The 21,627-nt window shown below is 43.4% G+C and carries 10 protein-coding genes and 1 pseudogene; 1 reads left to right on the top strand and 10 read right to left on the bottom strand.

Annotated elements, in window-relative coordinates:
• Positions 1-30 precede the first annotated feature (30 nt).
• The 7 genes and pseudogenes from K339_RS0114240 to K339_RS0114215 form a co-directional block, all read right to left on the bottom strand.
• Complete coding sequence (locus tag K339_RS0114240) at positions 31-2,028, bottom strand: carboxypeptidase-like regulatory domain-containing protein (RefSeq protein ID WP_084332210.1); 1,998 nt, start codon at positions 2,026-2,028, stop codon at positions 31-33.
• Positions 2,029-2,119: 91 nt separating this feature from the next.
• Positions 2,120-3,442 carry an HlyD family secretion protein gene (locus K339_RS0114235; RefSeq protein WP_051398008.1) on the bottom strand — a complete coding sequence of 441 codons (1,323 nt, stop codon included), beginning with the start codon at positions 3,440-3,442 and terminating at the stop codon, positions 2,120-2,122.
• A gap of 38 nt (positions 3,443-3,480) precedes the next feature.
• Positions 3,481-5,808 (bottom strand): annotated as a pseudogene (locus K339_RS33685) (peptidase domain-containing ABC transporter).
• A 213-nt stretch (positions 5,809-6,021) separates the two neighbouring features.
• Complete coding sequence (locus tag K339_RS0114225) at positions 6,022-7,950, bottom strand: TlpA family protein disulfide reductase (protein ID WP_028524193.1); 1,929 nt, start codon at positions 7,948-7,950, stop codon at positions 6,022-6,024.
• A 149-nt stretch (positions 7,951-8,099) separates the two neighbouring features.
• A complete protein-coding gene (locus K339_RS37155) occupies positions 8,100-8,324 on the bottom strand; it encodes a hypothetical protein (protein ID WP_157607595.1) in 225 nt (74 codons plus the stop codon).
• Between the two features lie 32 nt (positions 8,325-8,356).
• Positions 8,357-9,484, bottom strand: a complete 1,128-nt coding sequence (locus K339_RS0114220; protein ID WP_211243801.1) for a thioredoxin domain-containing protein — start codon at positions 9,482-9,484, stop codon at positions 8,357-8,359.
• A 17-nt stretch (positions 9,485-9,501) separates the two neighbouring features.
• Positions 9,502-10,044: a cysteine peptidase family C39 domain-containing protein gene (locus tag K339_RS0114215; RefSeq protein WP_037300363.1), complete on the bottom strand. Its 543-nt coding sequence runs from the start codon at positions 10,042-10,044 to the stop codon at positions 9,502-9,504.
• Between the two features lie 346 nt (positions 10,045-10,390).
• Between K339_RS0114215 and K339_RS0114210 the strand changes: the two genes are divergently transcribed.
• The gene (locus K339_RS0114210) at positions 10,391-10,750 is read left to right on the top strand and encodes a helix-turn-helix domain-containing protein (RefSeq protein WP_028524190.1); all 360 of its coding nucleotides are present in this window, start codon (positions 10,391-10,393) and stop codon (positions 10,748-10,750) included.
• A gap of 76 nt (positions 10,751-10,826) precedes the next feature.
• Here K339_RS0114210 and K339_RS0114205 read toward each other — a convergent pair whose 3' ends face one another.
• From K339_RS0114205 to K339_RS0114195, 3 genes are all read right to left on the bottom strand, one after another.
• Positions 10,827-13,211 (bottom strand): carboxypeptidase regulatory-like domain-containing protein, encoded by a 2,385-nt coding sequence (locus K339_RS0114205; RefSeq protein WP_028524189.1) that lies wholly within the window; start codon positions 13,209-13,211, stop codon positions 10,827-10,829.
• Between the two features lie 101 nt (positions 13,212-13,312).
• Positions 13,313-14,317: a PorP/SprF family type IX secretion system membrane protein gene (locus K339_RS0114200; RefSeq protein WP_028524188.1), complete on the bottom strand. Its 1,005-nt coding sequence runs from the start codon at positions 14,315-14,317 to the stop codon at positions 13,313-13,315.
• Between the two features lie 5 nt (positions 14,318-14,322).
• Entirely contained in the window at positions 14,323-21,612 is a 7,290-nt protein-coding gene (locus K339_RS0114195) for a T9SS type B sorting domain-containing protein (protein WP_157607594.1), read from the bottom strand.
• Between the last annotated feature and the right edge of the window lie 15 nt (positions 21,613-21,627).

Below are 21,627 nucleotides of genomic sequence, written 5' to 3'. Positions count from 1 at the left end.
CCCTCGCTGAGGCTACTTTTTTAATACGTTTTACCGAACCCGAAATTCATGCGAAAATGGCTGGTTTTCGGCGGTTAGGCCGTTGATGGTCACGTAATAGGTAGTACCTCTGGGCAATAGAAAACGAACCGTCGTCTCTCCTTCTTTTGACAACTCCGTGGTTGGCTGCCAATAAAACAACTTTCCCTCGTTGACAGAAGCCGTTGGGGCATTGGAGTGACTGACCGCCCGCTTTGTCACGACGTTGATAGCGCCATTTTTACCGCGCAACCCCAACAACGGATTCGCGCGTTTGATGACTTCAATACGTTCTACTTCGCTCACGGGAATAGCGCTGAGGCTCTGTAGCGTTCCGTAAGGAATGCCATCTAGTAAAAAAAGCGGTTCGTCTTCGGTGGAAGCGGTGGCGCGTAGGCTATATCCTCCGCCCCTGACTCGAATTCCCTTTCGGCTAAAGCCACCGTTGTCGGTCGTCTCAAAAATATCAATGCCTGGCACTTTGCTTTGCAAGGCCGTGACAACATTCCCCGAAATAATATCTCGTAGGTCTTTGCTCTCGACTACGTAATCTATTTTCCCCAACAAGGTCTGGGTAGCACGTTTGTTTTGCTTGACTTTCACCTTGACTTCTTCGAGGGTGATGGTATTGGGGGCACTCGCGAGCGTTGACGTATCCGCTATGGCCATTACTGGCAGTGAAGTATCCGCGCTTGTTGCTTGGGTATCTTCGATGATGGCAATGGATACGCTTCCTTTCACGGGCGTCCCATCCGTTTTTTTTACCTGAATCCTAAAAAGAATGGAATCGCCTTCAAACGAATGTTTAACCGATACCAACGGCGGTGGCGGCGTTTCCAAAGCACTTAAAATGGGCAGCGGGGCCTCCTGTTTGGGTAATAACAGTTGCCAATTAGAGGTTTCTGCCAGCGGCTCAGGGTCAAAATCCAAGGGCAATAAATCAGCCATTCTTCGCTCGGCAATGTCTCCCGCCCATTCGCTACTATTCGCATCAAAAAGCAAGCCCGAGGTCGTCACTTCTGCTTTGCCGCCTTTGAGACGTAGCCACGATACGGCAAAGGGTGCATCTTGGTACGTACCTATTCGCGACATTTGGTTGATATTCAGGATTTCTATTTCATTCCGAATGTATAGTTCTCGTGAAGTCGGCAATTTTCCCATTCGTACGGCAGCAGTATCATTGAATGGAAACAACCGTTTTCCTAACTGTGGGTTTAAATGCGTAAACGTTGTTTTTTCGCGGTACGTAGGACTGACTTCATACACCACAAACCCTTCTTGTTTGAGTTTGTTTTGGGACAAGGCTTTGAAGAAATGGCGCTCCGACCCCTCATAAGCCCGTTGACGATTTTCGGCGACTTTCTTTTGTTGTTTGGGGTCGCTGAGTTTCATTTCCTCAAACCGCGCCAAACCCGCAAAGCTACTGCGTATAGAGGAAATCGTTCCTCGTTGAAGTTCAAAGAAAATAGTGTATCCCAAGGCTTTGTTTTCTAGCACAATGGGCTGTTTGGCCAACGCCATAAGCGCATCGCCGTCTTCCTCAAAATCAACTACCCAGGCATTTGTGATTTTGGTGTGTCGCGCATTTTCCCCCGTTCCGACAAACGCCTTCTCAAATTTTTTGAATTGTTTAAGCCATGTTTGGTCACGCTTACCTTTAACGGCTACTTCGGCAATGGATTGCTGGGCGGGCACCAACGACACGGCCAACCACAGGGAATCCCGCTGGGAATACACCATTTTTTGACGAAAAGTGGTATAACCCACCAACGACACCACCACCTCAACGCTACCCCCCTTTATGTGCTGAAAGATGTTTTTGAGGGTAAAATTTCCCAACGTATCGGTTTCGGTCGCTTTGGAGGTATTGCTCACGAACACAACCGCAAAGGGCACGGGGGCTTTTGTTTGCGCGTCTATGACCTTCCCCACGAGCGTTTGGGCAGCCGCGTCAAGAAACAAACAAAACAGTAACCCGACGATTAACGTCCTTTCCCAGAATCTGTACATACGATTTAGTCGAATGATGCCATTATTCCAAGAAAGTTAGTGAATTACGAAATGGTTAGCAACTGTTTTGATACCAAGTTGAGAAAATAGGTCATTTCCACAATTTTCTTAGTTCGTACAACATACGTTCGGCTACGCTGACATCATCCGTAACTATTTCTGCTGTGGCGTTTAAGCCATTTTTGAAGGGTAAAGTTTTGTGCGTCGAGGTCTGTAAACCTTTGGGTAAAACGACAAAAGCCAGAAAAGTGCTGTCGGACGAAGGAACTGAGGCGATGGTTCGGAGCTCGCCCGCGACTACGCCAAACTGTTCAAATGGATAACTTTGAAATTTGATAATTACACGCTGTCCTACTTTTACTTTCCCCCCATTTTGTTGAGGGATTTTCACTTCCCCCAAAGCGTTATTTTCAGCGTTTCCTACGTAAAAAAGCACATCATCAGCTTTTACCAGTTGCGTCTCTTGCCAAAGTGACGTAAAATAAACCTGTCCATTTTTAGGAGCTATAAGTAAGTAACGTACTTTCCATGCCATTAGCGAAGCGCGTAACGTATGTAAGGCTTGGCTACACTTTACTTTTTGGTCATTAGCTTGTTTTTCAAGCTCTGCCATTTCCTTTTGTTTTTGAAGTTGAGCAGTTCCATTGGTCGTTATGCTCATTTCTAACTGCTTCAAAGGCATTTTTTTATTCAGGTAATTACGTTCTTCTCGGTTCATTTCCACGGCTGCAATCACCCGTTCTTGAAAAAGTTGTTGGTGCATTTTAAATTCTTTTTCCACCAACGCAAATTCTTCTCGCTGTATTTCTAATTGGGCTTTCAGGTGTTCGTGATTCAGCCGTAAATCTGATAATTCTTGACTTAAAAAGTGCTGTTTTTTAGCTAGGTATCCATTGGCAAAAAGCGTAGAGGTTTCATTAAATTGCTGGATAAACGCTTGGTAATCGGCCTGTAGCTCGCCTAATTGTTCAAAATCACTACTTCCCACAACCGACAACAAGTCAAAGCGGCTTTTATTCACCCACTTTGCTATGGTTTCAAGTTGTTTTTCCAAAGCTGCTACCTGCTGCGGTGAAGCTGTACTTTCCACATATCCCAATAATTGTCCCTCACGTACTTGCTCATGCTCGCGAACGCTTAATTTGACTAACCGACCATTGGTTCGGGCTACTACGGGAGTGGGAGCATTGTCGGACGTAAGTCGTAATTTAGCTGTTACAATTTCAGGATACCGAATGACCCAAGCCAACACCATAACTCCCCCTAAAATCAGTAAAAACAACGAATTTCCCCATTGCACTATCCAGGGAGGTTGATGACTTAACACTTCTTGTAGCTCTTCGTTACGAAGCTCTTCAAACAAAGCAGCTCCCTCGGGGCGGTCAGTGTATAGGTCGTTTTCTTCCTTTGTCATTTTTATTATTTGTCATTTCGTAGAAATCCAATCCCATATCACAACTCCAACTGATTTTTCACCAATTGGTAATACTCCCCTTGCCTGCGTGTCAATTCAGCATGAGTTCCTATTTCGGTGATTTCCCCTTTATCCAATACGACAATCTGGTCTGCATTCTTGACCGTGCTTAGTCGGTGAGCTACTACAATGACTGTCCTGCCTTTAAAAAATTCGTTCAAGTTTTCTACAATCACAGCTTCGTTGTGAGCATCCAAGGCATTCGTAGCTTCATCAAAGAAAATATATTGGGGGTCTTTATAAACGGCTCGGGCAATGAGTAACCGTTGTTTTTGGCCTTGGCTCACGCCTGTCCCTTCGACTCCTATTTTGGTATGAAATCCCAAAGGCAACGATTCAATAAACTCCAAAATATTAGCAACCTGTGCGGCATGATAGAGTTTTTGGCGGTCAATGACCTCTACTCCCACGGCGATATTACGGGCGATGGTATCTGAGAAGATAAATCCATCTTGCATCACTACACCGCATTGTTTGCGCCAATGCTTATGGCTGATATTGTTTAACCCCACCTCTCCTACTCGGATTTGTCCTTTCGTAGGGTCATAAAATCAGAGCAATAATTTTAAGAGGGTGGTTTTGCCACTACCGCTCATTCCTACAATGGCGGTAGTCTTCCCTTCTGGAATGCTCAGGTTGATGTCGCGCAGTACAGGTTCATTGCCTGCTCCTCGATAGGTGAAAGACACATTACGGAAGAACAGCCCCCTAACCCCGCGCGGCGTACCGTCCAATGGGGGAACAGTTATTCCCCCATTGGACGGTACGCCGCGCGGGCCCTCTTCGTTTTCCAACTCATAAATTTCGTTCAATCGCTCCAAACTAATTTTGGCGTCCTGTCCCGACTGAACCAATCCGATAAGTTGTTGAAGTGGCGCATTGACTTGACCAATAATATACTGTACTGCCAACATTCCCCCCAAGGTAAGTTGACCATTAATAACCGCCTGTGCCGACAAAAACGTGATAAAAATGCTTTTACCTTCGTTGATAAGCAGTGCACCTGCTTGCTGCCACTGCGAAACAGCCAAACTTTTCATCCCGAGCTTGAACGACTGCGTTTGCAACTGTTCCCATTGCCAGCGCATGGGAGTCTCCGCCCCTGCCAAACGAATTTCGTGCATTCCTTGGATAAGCTGAACCAAAGTACTATTACTTTGGGCGGATACGCCAAAACGCTGATAATCTAATTTTCGACGAACCTTCAAAAACAACACTACCCAACCCGCGTACATCAACGCTGACAGCATCAAAACCCCAAAAATGGTGAGATTATAAAATGCCAATACCGACCCAAATATCACTAAATTGAACATCGAAAAGAGGGTATTCAGCGCCTGACCTGTCAGAAACTGCTCAATGCGATGGTGGTCTCCAATACGCTGCATGATGTCGCCAAACTGCTTCGTATCAAAAAAAGACAGCGGCAAACGGGTGAGTTTGATAAGAAAATTGGAGAGCAGCGACAGATTGAGCCGCGTGCTGAGGTGCATCAGCAACCAAGAACGTATAAACTCTACCGTTGTACGCCCCACGGTTAAGGCCAACTGCGCCAACAAAACCAACAGTACAAAGGAAGGATTACGCGTTTGTACGCCTACATCCACCACCGACTGCGTGAGAAAAGGAAAAATAAGCTGTAACAAGCTCGCCACCAGCAGCCCTATAGCTAATTGCCCGATTAAACGACGATGCTGAAGAAGATAATCCCAAATACGGCCAGCCCCCAAAGCAGCCCCGCGCGGCGTACCGTCCTTACCCCCAATGGGGGAATTATTTTTCCCTTTATCCTCACTGTATTCCATTCCCCCATTGGGGGCAAGGGGGCTTGGCTCTAACAACAACGCCACGCCCATCTTTTGGCCATTGACAATGGTGGTAGCCCAGTGTTTTTCAAACTCTTCGCGGGTGTAGGTGATAAGGCCACGGGCAGGGTCAGCGACTTGAACCCCACCACCCGACCTCCTCCCCAGTAGGGAGGAGGAGAGAAAAGCCCTCCCTACTGGGGAGGGTTGGGGTGGGGTTATTACCACAAAATGATTCTGAGACCAGTGTACAATGCACGGAAGAGGGGCTTCTTGGAGGAGTTTATCTAACGAGACTTTGACCGCGATGGTGCGAAAACCGATACTCTCCGCCGCCTCCGCAATACCGAGTAGATTGACCCCATCTTTGCCGATTTGCGTAAGTTCCCGTAACTCCTGCGCCGAATAGCTTCGCCCGTAGTACTTAGCTACCATGCGCAAGCACGTAGAGCCGCAATCCATGGCCTCGTGTTGGCGGTAGAGGTGGAACTTTTTGAGCATTCTTGATAAAAGGTTATTTTTGCCAAATGAATGAACCTAACTACCGATTAACAGAGTCCTCTGATGGGTATTAGAAAATTTTGATAGTATCAATGACAAGAAAGTCATTCGCAAAGCAATTGGATTCTATGAGTTAATATACGCCTCAACTGCGGTTCAATTAGTGTTTGGCGATTTGATATATGGAAAGTTAGACGTAATAGAGTGCAGGAATTATTTCTGAACAAGTTCTTCTTTTAGAAAGTCAATCACCCAATTTACTTTTTTAACAAACTCATCTGGTTTATTTATATCAAAACCTATATCCTTAAATCGAATATACCCATTTCTATCTATGATAAATTTGGTTGGTAGATTAATAACCCCATAGCTTTGCGCAATTTCATCTGTATCATCAAAAAGAACATTAAAATTTTGTCCTTTTTTTTCCATTATTTGCTCGACTTTTTCCTTATATCTCGCGTCCTTCTCTTTTGTATCAATAAAGACAAAAGCTAAAGTTGAATCATTTTCATGTTTCTTCATTATATCATAAAAATAGTCAAAAGAAGCTATACAAGGGCCACACCAAGTGGCCCAAAAATCAACTACAATCACTTTCCCTTTCAGTTGACGTAAATCAACAACTTCACCTTTCCTATTCAATAAAGAAAAATTAGGAGAAACTTGCTTAACCATTTGTTTTTTTAAAGAATTTTCCCAAAATTTATATTCCTGTTTTTGTATTATTTCAACATCATCTAAATAAGTTTCCTTGAATAATTTACTAACAGCAGTGCTTGCTTTACCTATCCCCATAATAATTTTCATTTCTTGTTGAGCTTCTTGTTCCATTCCTGACTCAATTAAAGTAAATATATAAGCTTCGTTACAATAAATTAATTGTCTTTTACCATAATCGACTGCAGATTTTCTCAACAACACGAGAGCTTCTTCATACTTATTTTTTTTCTTTAATATACACCCGTAAGTACTTAAATAATTAGCAAATTTCTCCTCCTTTATTTGAATCATTTCTCTCTTTGTTAAAAAAGATTGAAAAGAGTTATTATTTAATTTTAACAAATCCCTTTCAGTAATATCTATTGAATTAATGATTAATTTTTCAGCAATATCTAAATAAACACCTGTCTTGCAAAAATCTGACGCAACTAAATTTGAGATTGATGCAATACTATCTTCAATATTGACATCAAGTAACAATTGGTACCAATCTTTCCATTTATTTCTCTCAAAATAATCCTTATATAATCTCATCAGGAAAAGTATCTGAGTAGTTTTCACATATCGTATTGCCAGCTCATTTGTTAAATAAGCATAATCTTTCACTAAACTTTCGTAGATATTTTTTTTTTCTTCAAAATTTAATGCTTTACTAAATGCTAATTGAATTTTCATCACTTTATTCTGAATGGCATAGTTATCATCAGGAAATCGGATCTGTTGTAAATTAGTAAAATAATCCACATTTTTGATATTTTTTAGTTGTTTATAATTTTCTATTAGTGTCTGAAACTCATCTTCATTCAAATCTTCTATTTTCGCAAATTGCTCCAGTTCAATCTCTAATAATTTTCGATTTTTTATATCACTACTTAAAGTGTTAAAGTAAAATTTCATATACCAACTACGTTTTGTTAGGGGATATTTTTCAAATTCTGTCTCAAACAATTCTTTGGCAATATTCATTGCATCATTCTTTAATTTATTACTATTTATTAATCTACAATAGGCAATTCCCGTATCTGCATATGACCCTTTTAGAGGAATTTCTTTATTATCATGAAGTATAATGTAGTAAGATAAATTGTTATTAGTATCAAGAATATCGAAACTTTCATTTGTTGGAATTATTACTATACTTACCACATCATTATCAGGCTTTAGAATTAACATTAAGTTGTTATTTTCTGTATCAAAATTCATATCAATAGCGTATGTTTTATTGTCTGATCTCACATAATATATAAGTGCTTTTATATTTTTACAAGTATCTAATGGAGTACCTTTAGGGTTATAATATATATGTATATTTTGCCCAAGACGAGGTTTTTCTGGCAAAAAACTGATACCAGACTTTTGACCTTTAGCAATAAATAAGTTAGACAAAACAATTAACAATAATAATATTACATTTTTCATATTTTTATGCCATTAAAACTAAAACAACAAATAGGTTGTAGTAAAAACAGTAAGGTTATCAAGTATTGTAAAGAAATTACAATTTAGGAAATATTATTTATGAATACAAGAAACCTGTTTATGCGTCTTGTATTCATAAATATCATACTTTAACATTCACAAAGAACTCCCAAAACTTCTCCGCAATAAACATTGGCAGCCTCTGCAAGCTCTGTCGATGTTCCCATATGTGCAGTAAAAGAAGATGTTCCATTTCCACAAGTACAACTATACCATGTTGTACCACACCATAATGGGTTATCCCCCCCTCTCACTTCCTTCATCTGCATACGATTAAGCGTATTGTTTGCAAAATTTGTTAGTAACTTTTCCATTTTTTGATTGTTTAAAAGTTTAAGATGATTTATTATGTTGATTCGGCCAAATCCGTAGTAAGGTGTTGCATAAGACGTGATGCTCCTGTCAGTCCATATAATTCGGGTAGTTCTTTTCCGTTTATAAAAAATGTGGGTGTTCCCTCAATATCCGCTACTTTTGTCCAATCACAGTGAGCTTCTATTATATTGTCGGGCACAATAGACGAATCGGCAGGATACTGCGCCGCCCATGCGTCGTAGTTTTTGGTGGTTTGGCCGTACCAAGCCGCTATAGCAGCCCCTAAACTCTGCGAGAGTCCTACCCGAATTCCTCTTTCTGAAACAAATCTTGCCATCATGTGTTTGGCTACTTTTGTTTTACGACCATCGGGGTCATAGCAAACAGCAAAGATGATTTGGGCTTTTAGATTTGGGTTTTCAGCTAATACTTCCTCTAACCTTGCATGTGCGTGGGCGCACGGCCCACAATAAGGGTTGGTAACCATTGTAATCGTATGCTCCGCAGCGGGGTTTCCCAAAACAATTGGCTGTAAATCGGCAGGTACGGATGGCATTTGTTTTTGCTGCTTGAGCAATGCTTCAAACAACACAGGGTTGTTTTTAAACTTCCGTAATTCTCGCTGCCATCCGTCAGCTTGTTTTGATTTCAGGAGTAAAGGCTTGATAATGAGCCAGAGGAGGATGGCAGCCCCCCAACCCCCAATGGGGGCTAAAATTACGCTGTAAATCTCTTTCCGCTTTATCAAATCATTCCAGTCTGAAAGTAAATTGATTCCCCCATTGGGGGTTAGGGGGCTGAGACACTCCGCCCAAATCACCACCTGCACCGCCACACACAACGGACACCACTGCTTGGCTACCCGCCACTGGTACCAGATAGACCAAAAAGTGTAAGGTAAAGCCAAGCCCCCCAATCCCCAAAGGGGGAGTAAGAACCCTTCTCCTGAAAGGAGAGGGGCAGGGGTGAGGTTACATAAATACATCCATCCTCCCATAAAGTAAAAAAAGCCTACTTCGCTCCAACCTAACCATGAGGTAATTTTGGCAGCTGGGGAAGTCAGAATATGGTTACAGTCGGTTTTTTGGTTGATTCGACAAAGAGAATCGGTAAAGTCGTTGGTTTTTCCGAACTGTACTGATAAGAGCAAGGCAGTCAATATCACCCCAGTGGCTTTCAAGCCCAATAATACCCCTGATCAGGACTTTGGAACATTCCTAACGCTGTCAGCATTATAAAACCTACCAACACTAATGGCCAGCGAAGGCTTTCGAGTTGTTCTTTTTGGCGTTTTTTGGCATAATCGTTTTCACCTGAGGCTTCGTTGGGCTCGGCAATGAACACCACACCCGACCATTTTTTGAGAAACTCTTCGCGGGGTTCAGTAAAGCGTTTGCCTTTTTCGTTACGGTAGATGAAGACATCAGCAGTAGCAGATTCTACTAGCACAAATGTACCTCCATTGGTACGCAGGTGCGCTATATAAGATACCTGTAACAATGCCAACTGTTCGGCATCAATGCGCAGGGCGGCATTTTCAATGTGATAACGATCGAGGGTATCGCCCAAACTCAACAAACTGGGATAATCGGGATGCTGTTCGAGCGCAGCACGCAAGCTAGTAAGTGTAAGGTTTGGCTGTAGGTTACGTAGATACGCCCAAGCTACTCCAAGTAAGTTTTCTCGATCGGTAAAAGAGTTTAGTCGTAAAGCCATCATAACGGAAATGAGTTGATAGTACAAACATAACTAACCATCTCATACCTTCTTATCAGGATTTTTGATAAAATTATCAGTTATTCTGATAAAATAAAACCATTTTAACTTGGTAAAATTATATTTATAGCCATTTTGGCGTATCTTTTCTGCACTTTGTATCGTTTTTTTTACCGTTTGATAAGTTTTTCAACTAAATATCTTATTTACGTTTTTTTTTAGTTTTATTTGTAAATACAACACTCTACCCTGCAAAAGTAAAATAATAGAACCCACTTATCTATCATAAGATAGGTGAGGAAGTATGGTTTTGGCAAAATCATTAGACCACATCTAATTTTTATAGGGTATGAGCATTGGTGAAAAACTACGAAAACGACGTTATGATCTCGGAAAAACGCAAGAGTGGGTTGCTTTTGAGTTGGGTAGTGCCATGAAAGTAAAAGTAAGCCAGCCAACCATCAACAATTGGGAAAACAACAAATCTCACCCCTCACTCTTTCAATTACAGGCATTGGCCACAACGCTTCGCACTAGCGTATCCTACTTCATTTCAGAAACAGAAACAGAAACAGAAACAGAAACAGAAACAGAAACAGAAACAGAAAAATGGCGTAAGTTAGCTGAAGAATACGCCGAACGCTGCCGAATGCTTGAAAAAATGAATGTGATGTTACTAAAAGAAATTGAGCAGCTGCGCGGTGAATAATACCATCCACTAAAAAAAAGCAGAGGCTCTCTCGAACCTCTGCTTTTCTAATAACTCACCTTCAAAACATCTATTTCTATAAACTCAGGATTTTGATTTCGGTACGACGGTTTTGTTGGTGCTCTTCTTCGGTACAGCCAATGCCGTCTTTGCATTTGTTTACCAGTTTACTTTCACCGTAACCCGCCGCAATAATCCGCTTTGAATTAACGCCTTGTTTTACGATGTACGACACGGCCGATTTTGCCCGCTGCGTTGAGAGCGTCTTGTTGTACTTGGCCGAGGCACGGCTGTCGGTATGCGACCCAAACTCAATTTTCATTTTCGGGTATTTTTTCATCAGGTCAACCAGCTTATTGAGCTCTACCGTTGCGTCCGAACGAATATCCCATTTGTTGAGGTCGTAGTAAATATTATCAATTTTGATGACGTCACCTTTTTCAAACATCGTAATGTTAGCCTCGGTCGTTTCGCCTCCTTTGACTTTGCTACCCATCGTACCCAAGTTATCTTTCATGGCTTCAATCGAGTAATCGCAGCCAATAGGTACCTCAAATTTATAGCTTCCGTTTTCGTCCGTCACTGACTCTTGTGTCGAGCCGTCGCATTCGTTGTGGAGCAATACTTTTACGCCAGGAATGGGTTTACGTTCTTTTTGCGTCGTTACCAACCCACGCAACGTAAAGGTCTTAGGTCCCGTATTTTTAGGCTTTGCTTTGTCAAGCGGGATTTCCAATTTTACCAGCTCCGAAATATCAAGGTCTTTGGTGGTAAAATTGCGGGTATTGTTCAAATAGCCCTCGCTCGACGCTTTAAACACAAAATCAATGTCGCTATCCAAGCACAAACGAAGGTTTCCTTCGCTGTCGGTTGTCATTGTTTTTGACTCTGGCGCGCTTTCATCTTTGCTAATGACTTCTACATCCACGTTGGCCAAGGCATTCTTGGTTTCAGCGTCAAACACGTTTACGATGATGTCTTGGCAAGGGTCTAGCGGCCCCGAACGCTCAAAACGGTACAAATCGTCGTCGGCACCACCGTTGCGGCGGTTACTGCTGAAAAAGCCACTTTTACGCTCACCGTCAGTAATAAGTCCAAAATCGTCTTTGGTTGAGTTGATAGGCTCACCAAGGTTCTTTGGTTTTTTGGCCATTACGCCTTCGATGAGTTTGGCATAAAACATGTCCAGTCCACCAAGTCCTGCGTGACCATCTGAAGAGAAATACAAGTTTCCTTGCTCATCGGCAAACGGGAACATTTCGTTGCCTTTGGTGTTTACGGCTGGGCCTAGATTGACGGGCACCGACCAATTGTTATTTTCGTACTTGCTGACGTAAATATCGGTTCCACCAAAACCACCTGGCATATCGGATACAAAATACAGCAGCTTATCGTCTTTGGACAAAGCAGGATGCCCTACCGAATATTCGTCACTGTTGAAAGGTAGTTCTTTGATTTTTCCCCAGTCGCTGCCTGTTTTATCGGCGATGTACAGTTTCAATTTATTCACACCGTCTTTGCTCGTTTTGTACTTGCCATCCAAGTAATTATTACGAGTAAAGAGCATTTTGCTTCCATCTTTAAAGAAAGCCACGGGGCCTTCGTGGTATTTTGAGTTGATTGCTTTCCCCATGTTTTGCGATTCAATTTTCGCATTTTGAAGAGGGTCAGGTTTTCCAGCACTCGTTACTTTAAAATTCCCTGGCGTATTCGAATCGTTGGCTGTTCTTTCGGTATATTCATCCGCGCCAAGTAAATACACGCCTTTGCCTTTGGCCGCTCTTGCAGTGGTTTCAGAGCCACCCACACGGCTTGTTTTAGCAGAGTTGACCACCGACAAATCAGGGATTTCGTACAAATCCAAAAACGCGGTTTGGTTCCAACCATAGGTTCGTTTGATGTTTACGCCTTCATTTCTTGAAGACACAAACACCAAGCCTTTTTTATAATAGGTAGGGCTAAATTCTGCTCTATTGGTATTTATATTATCGAGAGACTCAATCTTATAACTTGTTTTATTCTTTTTAAGCTTACTTACGTCGCCGTAAAGCTTCGTAAATTCTTTGCCACGGGTGTCATCTTGTTGCGCTTGGCTGTAGCGCTCATACATGTCTTTTGCCTCATCGTATTTGCCATTGCTTGCCAATGCCTGGGCGTAGTACAAATAGCTGCTTGCTTGGCTTTTAGGAATACTTTTTGTTTCTCCAAACAAAAGTCGATACACACGTTCGGCGTTCTGGGTATCTCTAATTTGGTGATAACTATGCCCTAATTTGACGAGTGTATTTACTTTGGTAGAGTCTTTTAGGTTGTCTTTTAATGACTGTTCATAAAGCTCGATAGCCTTTGAATAGGCCATCATTTCGTATTGGCGATTTGCGTGACTCAACGTCGTCTGGGCCTTCACTTCAACACATGCAAGCGCAACTACCAATAGAGTCGATAAGATAGACGTCTTCATAATTCCAAAATTTGGGTAAAGAAAAAGGTATATTCCCCTGTTGGCGTTGCAATACCCCTTCATGAAGAATATACCCTTAACTAGATTCTACTAATAAACCCTTAGAAATAACGTGGAGTAAGAATCTTACTCTTGCTGAATCCGAATTCGTAACGCAGCATAATTTCGTGGGTTGGGATGTTCAAAAACTTACGACTTTGATTGAGGTTGTTACGCGTCCAGTCGTACGAGTATCCCAATCGGAATTGATCAGAAAGCTGAAGCTCAATCATTCCTACGAGGGCGTCTCCTCTCATTACACTCCCATTAGGAAGTTGTTGGATTTTGCCCGCATAAGTTGAAAAACGATTGTGGCGATAAGAAGCTCCAAACGCAATACGGTCGTTGAACCACAAGTTTAAGTTTCCATCCAACGATAGCCCCGCGCCATTTACGTAGCGAGCCATCATAGAAGGTTTGAGTTTAACGGAATTTTTTCCTATCACAAAACCTGCCATTGCATAGAAGTGACGACGTACTTTCGCACGTTGGTCGTTGTCATAATCATTCAAATTGTTCTCAATCAAATAAGGTACTGACACCCCTAGATATGAGCGGTCGTTGCTCAGGTAAATACCCGTACCGAAGTTTGGCAGAATTTTCGAGATGTTACTAGCAAAAGCAGGATCGGATAAGTTATTTCCTAAATCTGCCTTGGCCAAATCCCAACGAAAATTCATGGCACCACCCTGCAAACCTAATGCCAAAGTTGTACGTTCGCCAACTTTAATTCGGAAAGCGTAAGAAAGCATCGCACCTGTCCAGTTTTCGAGACCAATTTGGTCGTTGAACAACTGCAAGCCCAACCCTACTCTTTCGCGGTTTACGGGCATATCAATACTGAAAGTTGCGGTTTGGGGTGCTCCTGTCATTCCGCCCCATTGGTTACGGTACAGTGCAGTTGCACTTAGCACGTCACGACTCCCAGCATACGCGGGGTTCAAGGCCATCATGTTAAACATGTACTGCGAGAACAACTTGTCCTGCTGGGCCCAGGTTTTACTGCTGCTAATCAGAGCGATTAGCAGCAGTAAGAACGCATACTTTTGTTTGATGAGGTTGATCATCGTTATTAGCGGTTAATGGTCATAAATCGACTTGACTTCTTAATCTCGCCGCCGTTTTGGTCAATCAGAACTACGTTGTAGAAGTAAGTTCCAGCAGGTATGCTCTGATTACTTGTTCCAATACCTACGTTTGATGTACCTTCCCAATCGTTGTTATAATCGTTGTTACGATACACCAAATTCATCCAGCGGTTATAGATTTCTAATACAATCTTCGTGCCAGATGGGTGACGAATGACAAATTTATCATTGATACCGTCGCCGTTTGGTGAGAAACCTTCTGGGATAAACATACCGCCATCCGAAGGAATCACAATTGGAGTAAACTCAGACTCTGCTGCACCTGTTGGGTCGTTGTCGTTGTTCAAATCTGGGTTCAGACCGTTTGTTGACAAGTCTGTTACCGTATTCTGACCAGCGAGGGCTGTTCCAAGGGCGCGGTTTTGGTATGGTGTCAAACGTCCATCCGTTGTCACATTGATTGTGAAGAACAACGAATCTGTACGTCCACCTGCCAAGCGGCTTTGCTCTGCAATCAAGAGATTCACATCACGAAGACCATCAAAGTCAGGGTTGATACGTAGTGTACTTGAGTCATTTGCCGTTGGTGTTCCAACCAATTGATAGCTTGCGCCAGTCAATGAGCTATATACTTTCGACAATGAGTCAGATACCTGAACGTTCGTCAATGTACCCGTTCCGTAGTTTTTGAGGATGACACGGTAAGTGATGTTCAAGCTACCGTCGCCTTTGCGCAAGGTATCTTTGATTGACATCGCAAGACCAAGCAATCCTTTACCTGGAGTCGAGTTAAGCGATACTGGTGTCGATTCGCTGTTGTTACGTGGATCAAGGTCATTGTCAGGGTCAGCATTTGAACCTACCGTTGACGTATCCGACGTTGCAACCCCTGCTTGGGTGAGTGCCGAACCAATCGCAATGTTATTGAACGTTGTTACCGAATCAGGGTTGTGCAACGAAACAATCACTGCAAGCTCGATTTTGCGAGACGCACCTTTTGGCAATGAGCTCAACGAATCTACCAACATGTTTGTAAGAAGCCCTTGACCTGTGTAGTTAGATTCTACTACGAATCCTTCTTCAGCAGTCACAAGTGGCTTACCAATAATCGACGCTTTGTTTCCAAATGTAAGACCTAAGTCGTCTTTTACTTGAACCTTTGTAAGGTCATTTGTACCCAAGTTCGTTACAGTGATTGTGTATGGAATTTTGAAAGTTCCATTTTCGAGCAATACTGGTGAACCTGCTGACTTAGACAAACCAATCAAGTTGCTTGGCAAATCGAAACGTACTGCTGTAGAAGTGCTTGCTGGAGCATCCACCACTGTACCTTTGTTTGACACATCAGATACTGGTGTTCCGCTTCCATCGCCACTTGCTACTACATTACCAGCAAACGGTCCGTAGTTGCCGTTAGGCTTGATGTTTACAACTACTGTAATCACCTCTTCTACACCTACTGCAAGTGCGCTTCCAGTACCTAAGATGTTCTTATCAGTCGTTCCGTTGTAGTTGGTATTTGGAACCAATGTGCTTCCACTAACTACTGCTGGGGCTCCCACTACGGTGAACGTAGCTGGTGCGCCAATCTTACTAGTTAGGCTATCCGCAATTGCTACATTCGTAAGTGGCACATTTCCTACGTTTTTAACCGTAATCTTGTACGTTACGTCATAGCTTTCATCGCTTCCTTCGCCTTTCTTCGTGATTTTATCAACCGCAAGCGCAACACCGATAGCTGGGCTAACTGTACCATCGCTTACTACGATACTCACTGAAGATTGGTTGTTTGAAGTAGCTGGGTCAACTTGGTCAGCATACGTAATCAAGGCTTTGTTTGTCACTTGGTTACCTGCTTTGATTGCTTTCGCTACGACAGTCAATGTAGCCGAATCTCCCGATGCCAACGTTGCAATGCGTGTTGTAAGTGTACCGTTTGATGCTGTCATTCCTGAAGTTGAAACCACTTCGAGTTCAGCTGGCATCACGTCACGTACATCCACGTTAGTTGCGGTATGAGGGCCACCGTTTTTCACTACAATTTTATACGTTACTTGCTCACCTAAGCTTACAACCGACTTGTTAGCCGTTTTTGCAATGCTCACATCCGAACGAAGCGTATCAGTAGCACAGTCGAAGATTTTCACTTCAACTGCTGCTGGCGCACTGAAACATCCATCTTTCTTGTAGTAGATGTAGTAAGTACCAGCTCCCACTGCTTCTGGTGTTCCGACCAAGCAAGTGCAAAGGCGTTCGGCTGCCGAACGGAATTCCGTCGTGTAGTTTGAACCACCTTCAATCGCTTTTGTCAAATCCACTGTAGTACTTGGGCAAGTATTACGCATGTTTTTCACGATTGGCGTTGGTACCGACTTCACTACTACTGTAATGTAAGCGGAGTTAACTGAGCAACAACGTTTAGCGTCCACCAAAGCGTAAGAGTAAGTACCTGGCTCAGTCACATTCCACTGTCTGATACCATCAGAAGCAGGGAACAACACTTTACCATCCTTAAACCATTTCACTTGGTAGCCTTCTTCGCTGGCTTTCAATTTCACGGTGTCACCTTGGCAGATAGTAATTGTTTGTGGCAATGTATCTGCTTTAAGCGTACCGTTTACGATGATTTGAGGTCTGAATTTGATACCTTCAAACACCAACTTCAAGTCATCTTTTCCTGCAACGCATTTACCATCACCGTCTGGATCGTTGGTGGTAAGGGTGAGTATTACGTCACCCTTAATCAAGTCTTCCAACGATGGATAATAAGTTGCATCAAGTGCAAGAGCGTTGCTGAAACGACCAGTACCGTTTGTTGTCCAAACAGCACTTGTCGCTACACCGCCAATCTTACCATTGAGTTTGTATTCAAGAGCCGCACAGATTGAAGCATCTGCACCTGCATCCGCCGTAGCTGGATTAGTTTCGCATGGCGTATTTTCGCAAGATGAAATCTGTACGTAAATCGCCACACCGTCGCTATAGCAGCCTGTTGTCGAGCGGAAGAATGCGTAGTAAGTACCTGCTACACCTACTGCCGATGGATTTTCTACCAACGGTGAGCTTGGTGTATTTCCTTGACGGAATTCAAGTACTAGACCCGAACCTGCCGTGTAGTTCTTAACAGCCGTTGCCAAATCAACCGTCTTCACTGGGCAAACATTGGCGATGTTTACTACCACTGGAGTGGTTACTTTCGGAGCTACTGAGACGTTCACTGGGTTCGATGCTACACTCTTACAAGCTTCATTGTTGCAGCAGTATGCTACATAAATAGTGCTTGCCGCTGGAACAATCGTAATTGAACTTCCAACTTGGCCATTTGACCATTGGATGTATCCATTACACTGGCTCGTTGTTGAGAGCGTTACTGACTCACCGAAGCACAAGCTTGTTTTCGATGCTGTAACCACTGGAGCTTCTGGTTTTCCAACCGTAATTGTGATTGGTGTAGAAGCCGAGCTAGTACAGTTACCTACTTTGCATGTGGCAGTGTAAGTAGTAGTTGTTTCTGGCGTTACGGTAATTGTGCTACCTGTAGCACCATTTGACCACAACACTGTTCCTTCACAACCTGACGCTTTCAAGCTTACTGATTCGCCTTTGCAAATCACTGTATTCGATACCAAGATAGTTGGTGCATATACTTTCGTAACGACCACAGTCAAGGCATTCGATGCTTCGCTTGTGCAATCACCTTTCTGACATACTGCTGTGTATGTAGTTGTACCTACTGGATTGACAGTGATGCTGCTTCCAGTTGCACCGTTTGACCAGTTGATTGTACCACCTTCACAACCAGTTGCAGTAAGCGATACTGGCGTACCTTCACAAATAACCGCCGCATTTGCAGCAATCACTGGTGCTGTGCAAGTCTTCACAGTTACTGTTACAGGAACTGATGCCGAGCTTACGCATACGCCTACTTTACATACTGCTGTGTAAGAAGTTGTTGAAGTTGGTGATACCACGATGCTTGCTCCCGTCTGACCATTCGACCAAGTGATTTCGCCTTCGCAACCTGTTGCCGTCAACACTGATGATTCACCTAGCTTGATGCTCGATGGTGCAGCTGTTACGGTTGGAGGTGTTACTGGAATCACTTTGATGGTGTAATCAGCCGAAATTGGGCTTGAGCACTCACCTACTTTGCAGATGGCAGTGTACGTAGTTGTTACAGCAGGTGTAGCTACAATAGCTGGGCCTGTTTGACCTGTTGACCACTGAACTATGCCTGCGCAGTTTTTCACTTCGAGTGTTACGCTTTCACCTGGGCAGAGCTTGTCAGTGCTACAAATTACCACTGGTTTCTCTGGCGCAGGTACTACTGTTACGGTAGCTGTTGCTGGCGCACTTTCACACTTACCTACTTTACAGATTGCTGTGTAAGTAGTTGTCGTTGTTACTACTGCTTCGATGCTTGAGCCCGTAGCGCCTGTGCTCCAAGTAATTGTTCCACCGTTACATCCTGCTGCTGTCAACGTCACTTTCGTACCCGCACATACTGTTGATGATGGGCTTACAGTGATTGTTGGCGCAGTTGCGTTTTGACCTACTGTTATCGTCACGCTTGCTGGTGCGCTGTCGCACTTACCATTCACGCGGCAAGAAACTGTGTAAGTCGTTGTCGTTGCTGGAGATACTGTAATGCTTGCTACACCCGTTGCCCCTGTGCTCCACACATACGTGCCTGAGCATCCTGAAGCTGTGAGTACTGAGCTTTCACCTGCGCAGATGCTTGTGTTAGAAGCAACTACGGTTGGTGCTGCACCCGCGGTTGTTACAGTTACCTTCACTTTATTTGATTTAGCACTTTCGCAAGCACCTACTTTACATACTGCTGTATATTCAGTTGTAGAAGCTGGGCTTACTACGATTGAGCTTCCAGTCAAACCGTTTGACCAAACGATTGTACCTTCACAAGTGCTGCTTGTTGTAAGCGTTGTGCTCTGACCTGCGCAAATCAACGTTGGTTCCGCTGCAATTGTTGGTGCAGTTGGGTTACCTACTGTGATTGTCACTGGAGCAGATGGAGCGCTTACGCACTTACCAATTGTACAAGTGGCAGTATAAGTAGTTGTCGAAGCTGGTGTCACCACGATGCTTGCACCTGATGCGCCATTTGACCACAATACTGTTCCTGTGCAACCTGCTGCTGTCAAGGTTACCCCTGAGCCGTTACAAACTGCCGTAGCGCTTGCTGTTACTGTTGGTGCCGAAATTGGAGTTACAGTAATCACGTAGTCTTTCGAGCGTGACTTACATCCACCATTGTTACACACTGCCCAGTAAGCAGTTGTTGTAGATGGTGTTACTACAATCGCTGGACCAGTTTCGCCAGTTGACCATTCTACAACTCCCGTGCAGTTTTTCACTTCGAGTGTTACGCTTTCGCCTGGACAAACTTTGTCTGTGCTACAAATAACCTCTGGTGTTGGGCCGCCTGGTGTTACAGTAATTGTTACACTTGCTTTTGGACTTTCACACTTACCAATTTTGCAATAAGCAGTGTAAGTTGTCGTCGTGCCTGGTGTTACTGTGATTTGAGCGCCTGTTGCGCCTGTGTTCCAGTAAAGTGTACCTGCACAATTAGCAGCTGTCAATACAACCGAGCTTCCAGCACAGATGGTCGTCGAAGGACTTACTGTGATTGTTGGCGTTGTTGGTGTATTTACATAAATCGTGATTACGTTTGATGATACGCTTTCACAACCATTTTTCTTACACGTTGCTGTGTAGTTTGTAGTTGTTACTGGACTAACAGTGATGCTAGAACCTGTTGCGCCGTTTGACCACTGGATGGTTCCACCTGCACAACCCACTGCATGAATTTCTACGCTTTCACTTGGACAGATATTCGTAATAGCACATGCCAAGATTGGTGGTTCTGGTTTCACGCAATCCACTCTAATCGTCACACTCGACGTATCGTTAGACGTTTTGCTTGGATCGTTGTCTGGGCTCTTCACAATCGCCGTGTTAGTAATTGTACCAACTGCATTGATTGTTGCACGGATTTTCAAGGTACGGTTTGCACCATTTGCCAAGTTTCCGATTGTCCAAACACCTGCTGCTGAATTGTACTCAGCCGCTGGATCTGCACTTACAAACGTCAATGACGCTGGTAACACATCGCTTACTGTTACACTTGTAGCATTCACTGGACCATTGTTAGAAGCAACTACATTGTATGTAATTGTTTGACCAACTGTGTATGGGCCTGCTTCTACTACTGATTTTGCTACTGCCAAGTCAGTGAATTTAATACAAGGTCTGATTGTAAGTCTCAACATCGCGCCATTGCTATACTCACCGCATTTAGCTACCTCAAACAAGAAGTATTCGCCTGATTTACATACTTTCGTTGGATCCTCTACTTGTGTGCCAGGTTTGTGGTCAAACGTAGTGTACCATTCAAAGTGTCCACCTTCGGTGCGAATTTCGCTGTGAACGAAGCTAGTCAAGTTTACACACTCATCAGGACATGTATTTTCGCCCATACCACCACACGTTGGTGTTGGAGGAATTGTACATGGCACCTTCACGGTGATAACCTCATCATCTTCATCATCTTCTTTTGGTGTACCTGTACCGTTGCCTGGAGTTGAGTCAGGATCAGGTTGGTCAGACTTGCTTACTTGAGCAAAGTTCTTGATGGTTCCTGAACCAGTTACTTTTACTACAAACGAAAGTGAAACAGTTGCACCAGAATCAATTTGAGCAATTTTTCCTGTCAATACTGAACCTGTCAATGTGAATGCAGCATCACCAGAAACGTACTGCAATCCAGCTTTCAATGTATCTGTTACTTCTACATTGGTCGCTCTTGACGGCCCGCTGTTTGTTACTTTAATAGTATAAGTAACGTTATCGTTCTGATTTGGTGTTTTGTTGCTAACTGTTTTAGCCAAACTCAAATCAGCTGGACATCTCTTAATAGATACTTCTGCCAACGCACCGTTGCTATATACTCCACAAGCAGCTACTTCAAACAAATAGTATTTACCAGAAGCACATACTTTTGTTGGATCAGCAACCAATGGGTCGGTTGGGCGTGGGCCTGTGCGCCACTCAAACTTACCACCAGGCGTACGAATATCGCTTGAAATGTGTGCCATTAAGTTAACACAAACCTCAGGGCAGTCATTCGTAATTGTACCCGTGCAAGTTGGAGTTGGAGGAATTGGACAAGGTGCCAAGAATACTGGCTCGTCGTCGTCATCGTCTTCACCACGGGTGAAGCCGTTGCCTGGCGTCGAATCTTTATCCTTCACTGTGTTGCCATTTCT

Origin of the sequence: Runella limosa DSM 17973, assembly GCF_000482465.1 — a bacterium.
Lineage (GTDB): Bacteria > Bacteroidota > Bacteroidia > Cytophagales > Spirosomataceae > Runella > Runella limosa.
Note: the sequence above shows the minus strand (reverse complement) of the source record. Positions and strands in the feature narration are given on the sequence as shown.

Excerpts from the sequence above, each read along its gene's own strand:
- K339_RS0114240 (WP_084332210.1), bottom strand. The coding sequence starts at position 2,028 with ATGTACAGATTCTGGGAAAGGACGTTAATCGTCGGGTTACTGTTTTGT.
- K339_RS0114205 (WP_028524189.1), bottom strand. The coding sequence starts at position 13,211 with ATGAAGACGTCTATCTTATCGACTCTATTGGTAGTTGCGCTTGCATGT.
- K339_RS0114210 (WP_028524190.1), top strand. The coding sequence starts at position 10,391 with ATGAGCATTGGTGAAAAACTACGAAAACGACGTTATGATCTCGGAAAA.
- K339_RS0114235 (WP_051398008.1), bottom strand. The coding sequence starts at position 3,442 with ATGACAAAGGAAGAAAACGACCTATACACTGACCGCCCCGAGGGAGCT.
- K339_RS0114200 (WP_028524188.1), bottom strand. The coding sequence starts at position 14,317 with ATGATCAACCTCATCAAACAAAAGTATGCGTTCTTACTGCTGCTAATC.
- K339_RS0114225 (WP_028524193.1), bottom strand. The coding sequence starts at position 7,950 with ATGAAAAATGTAATATTATTATTGTTAATTGTTTTGTCTAACTTATTT.
- K339_RS37155 (WP_157607595.1), bottom strand. The coding sequence starts at position 8,324 with ATGGAAAAGTTACTAACAAATTTTGCAAACAATACGCTTAATCGTATG.
- K339_RS0114215 (WP_037300363.1), bottom strand. The coding sequence starts at position 10,044 with ATGATGGCTTTACGACTAAACTCTTTTACCGATCGAGAAAACTTACTT.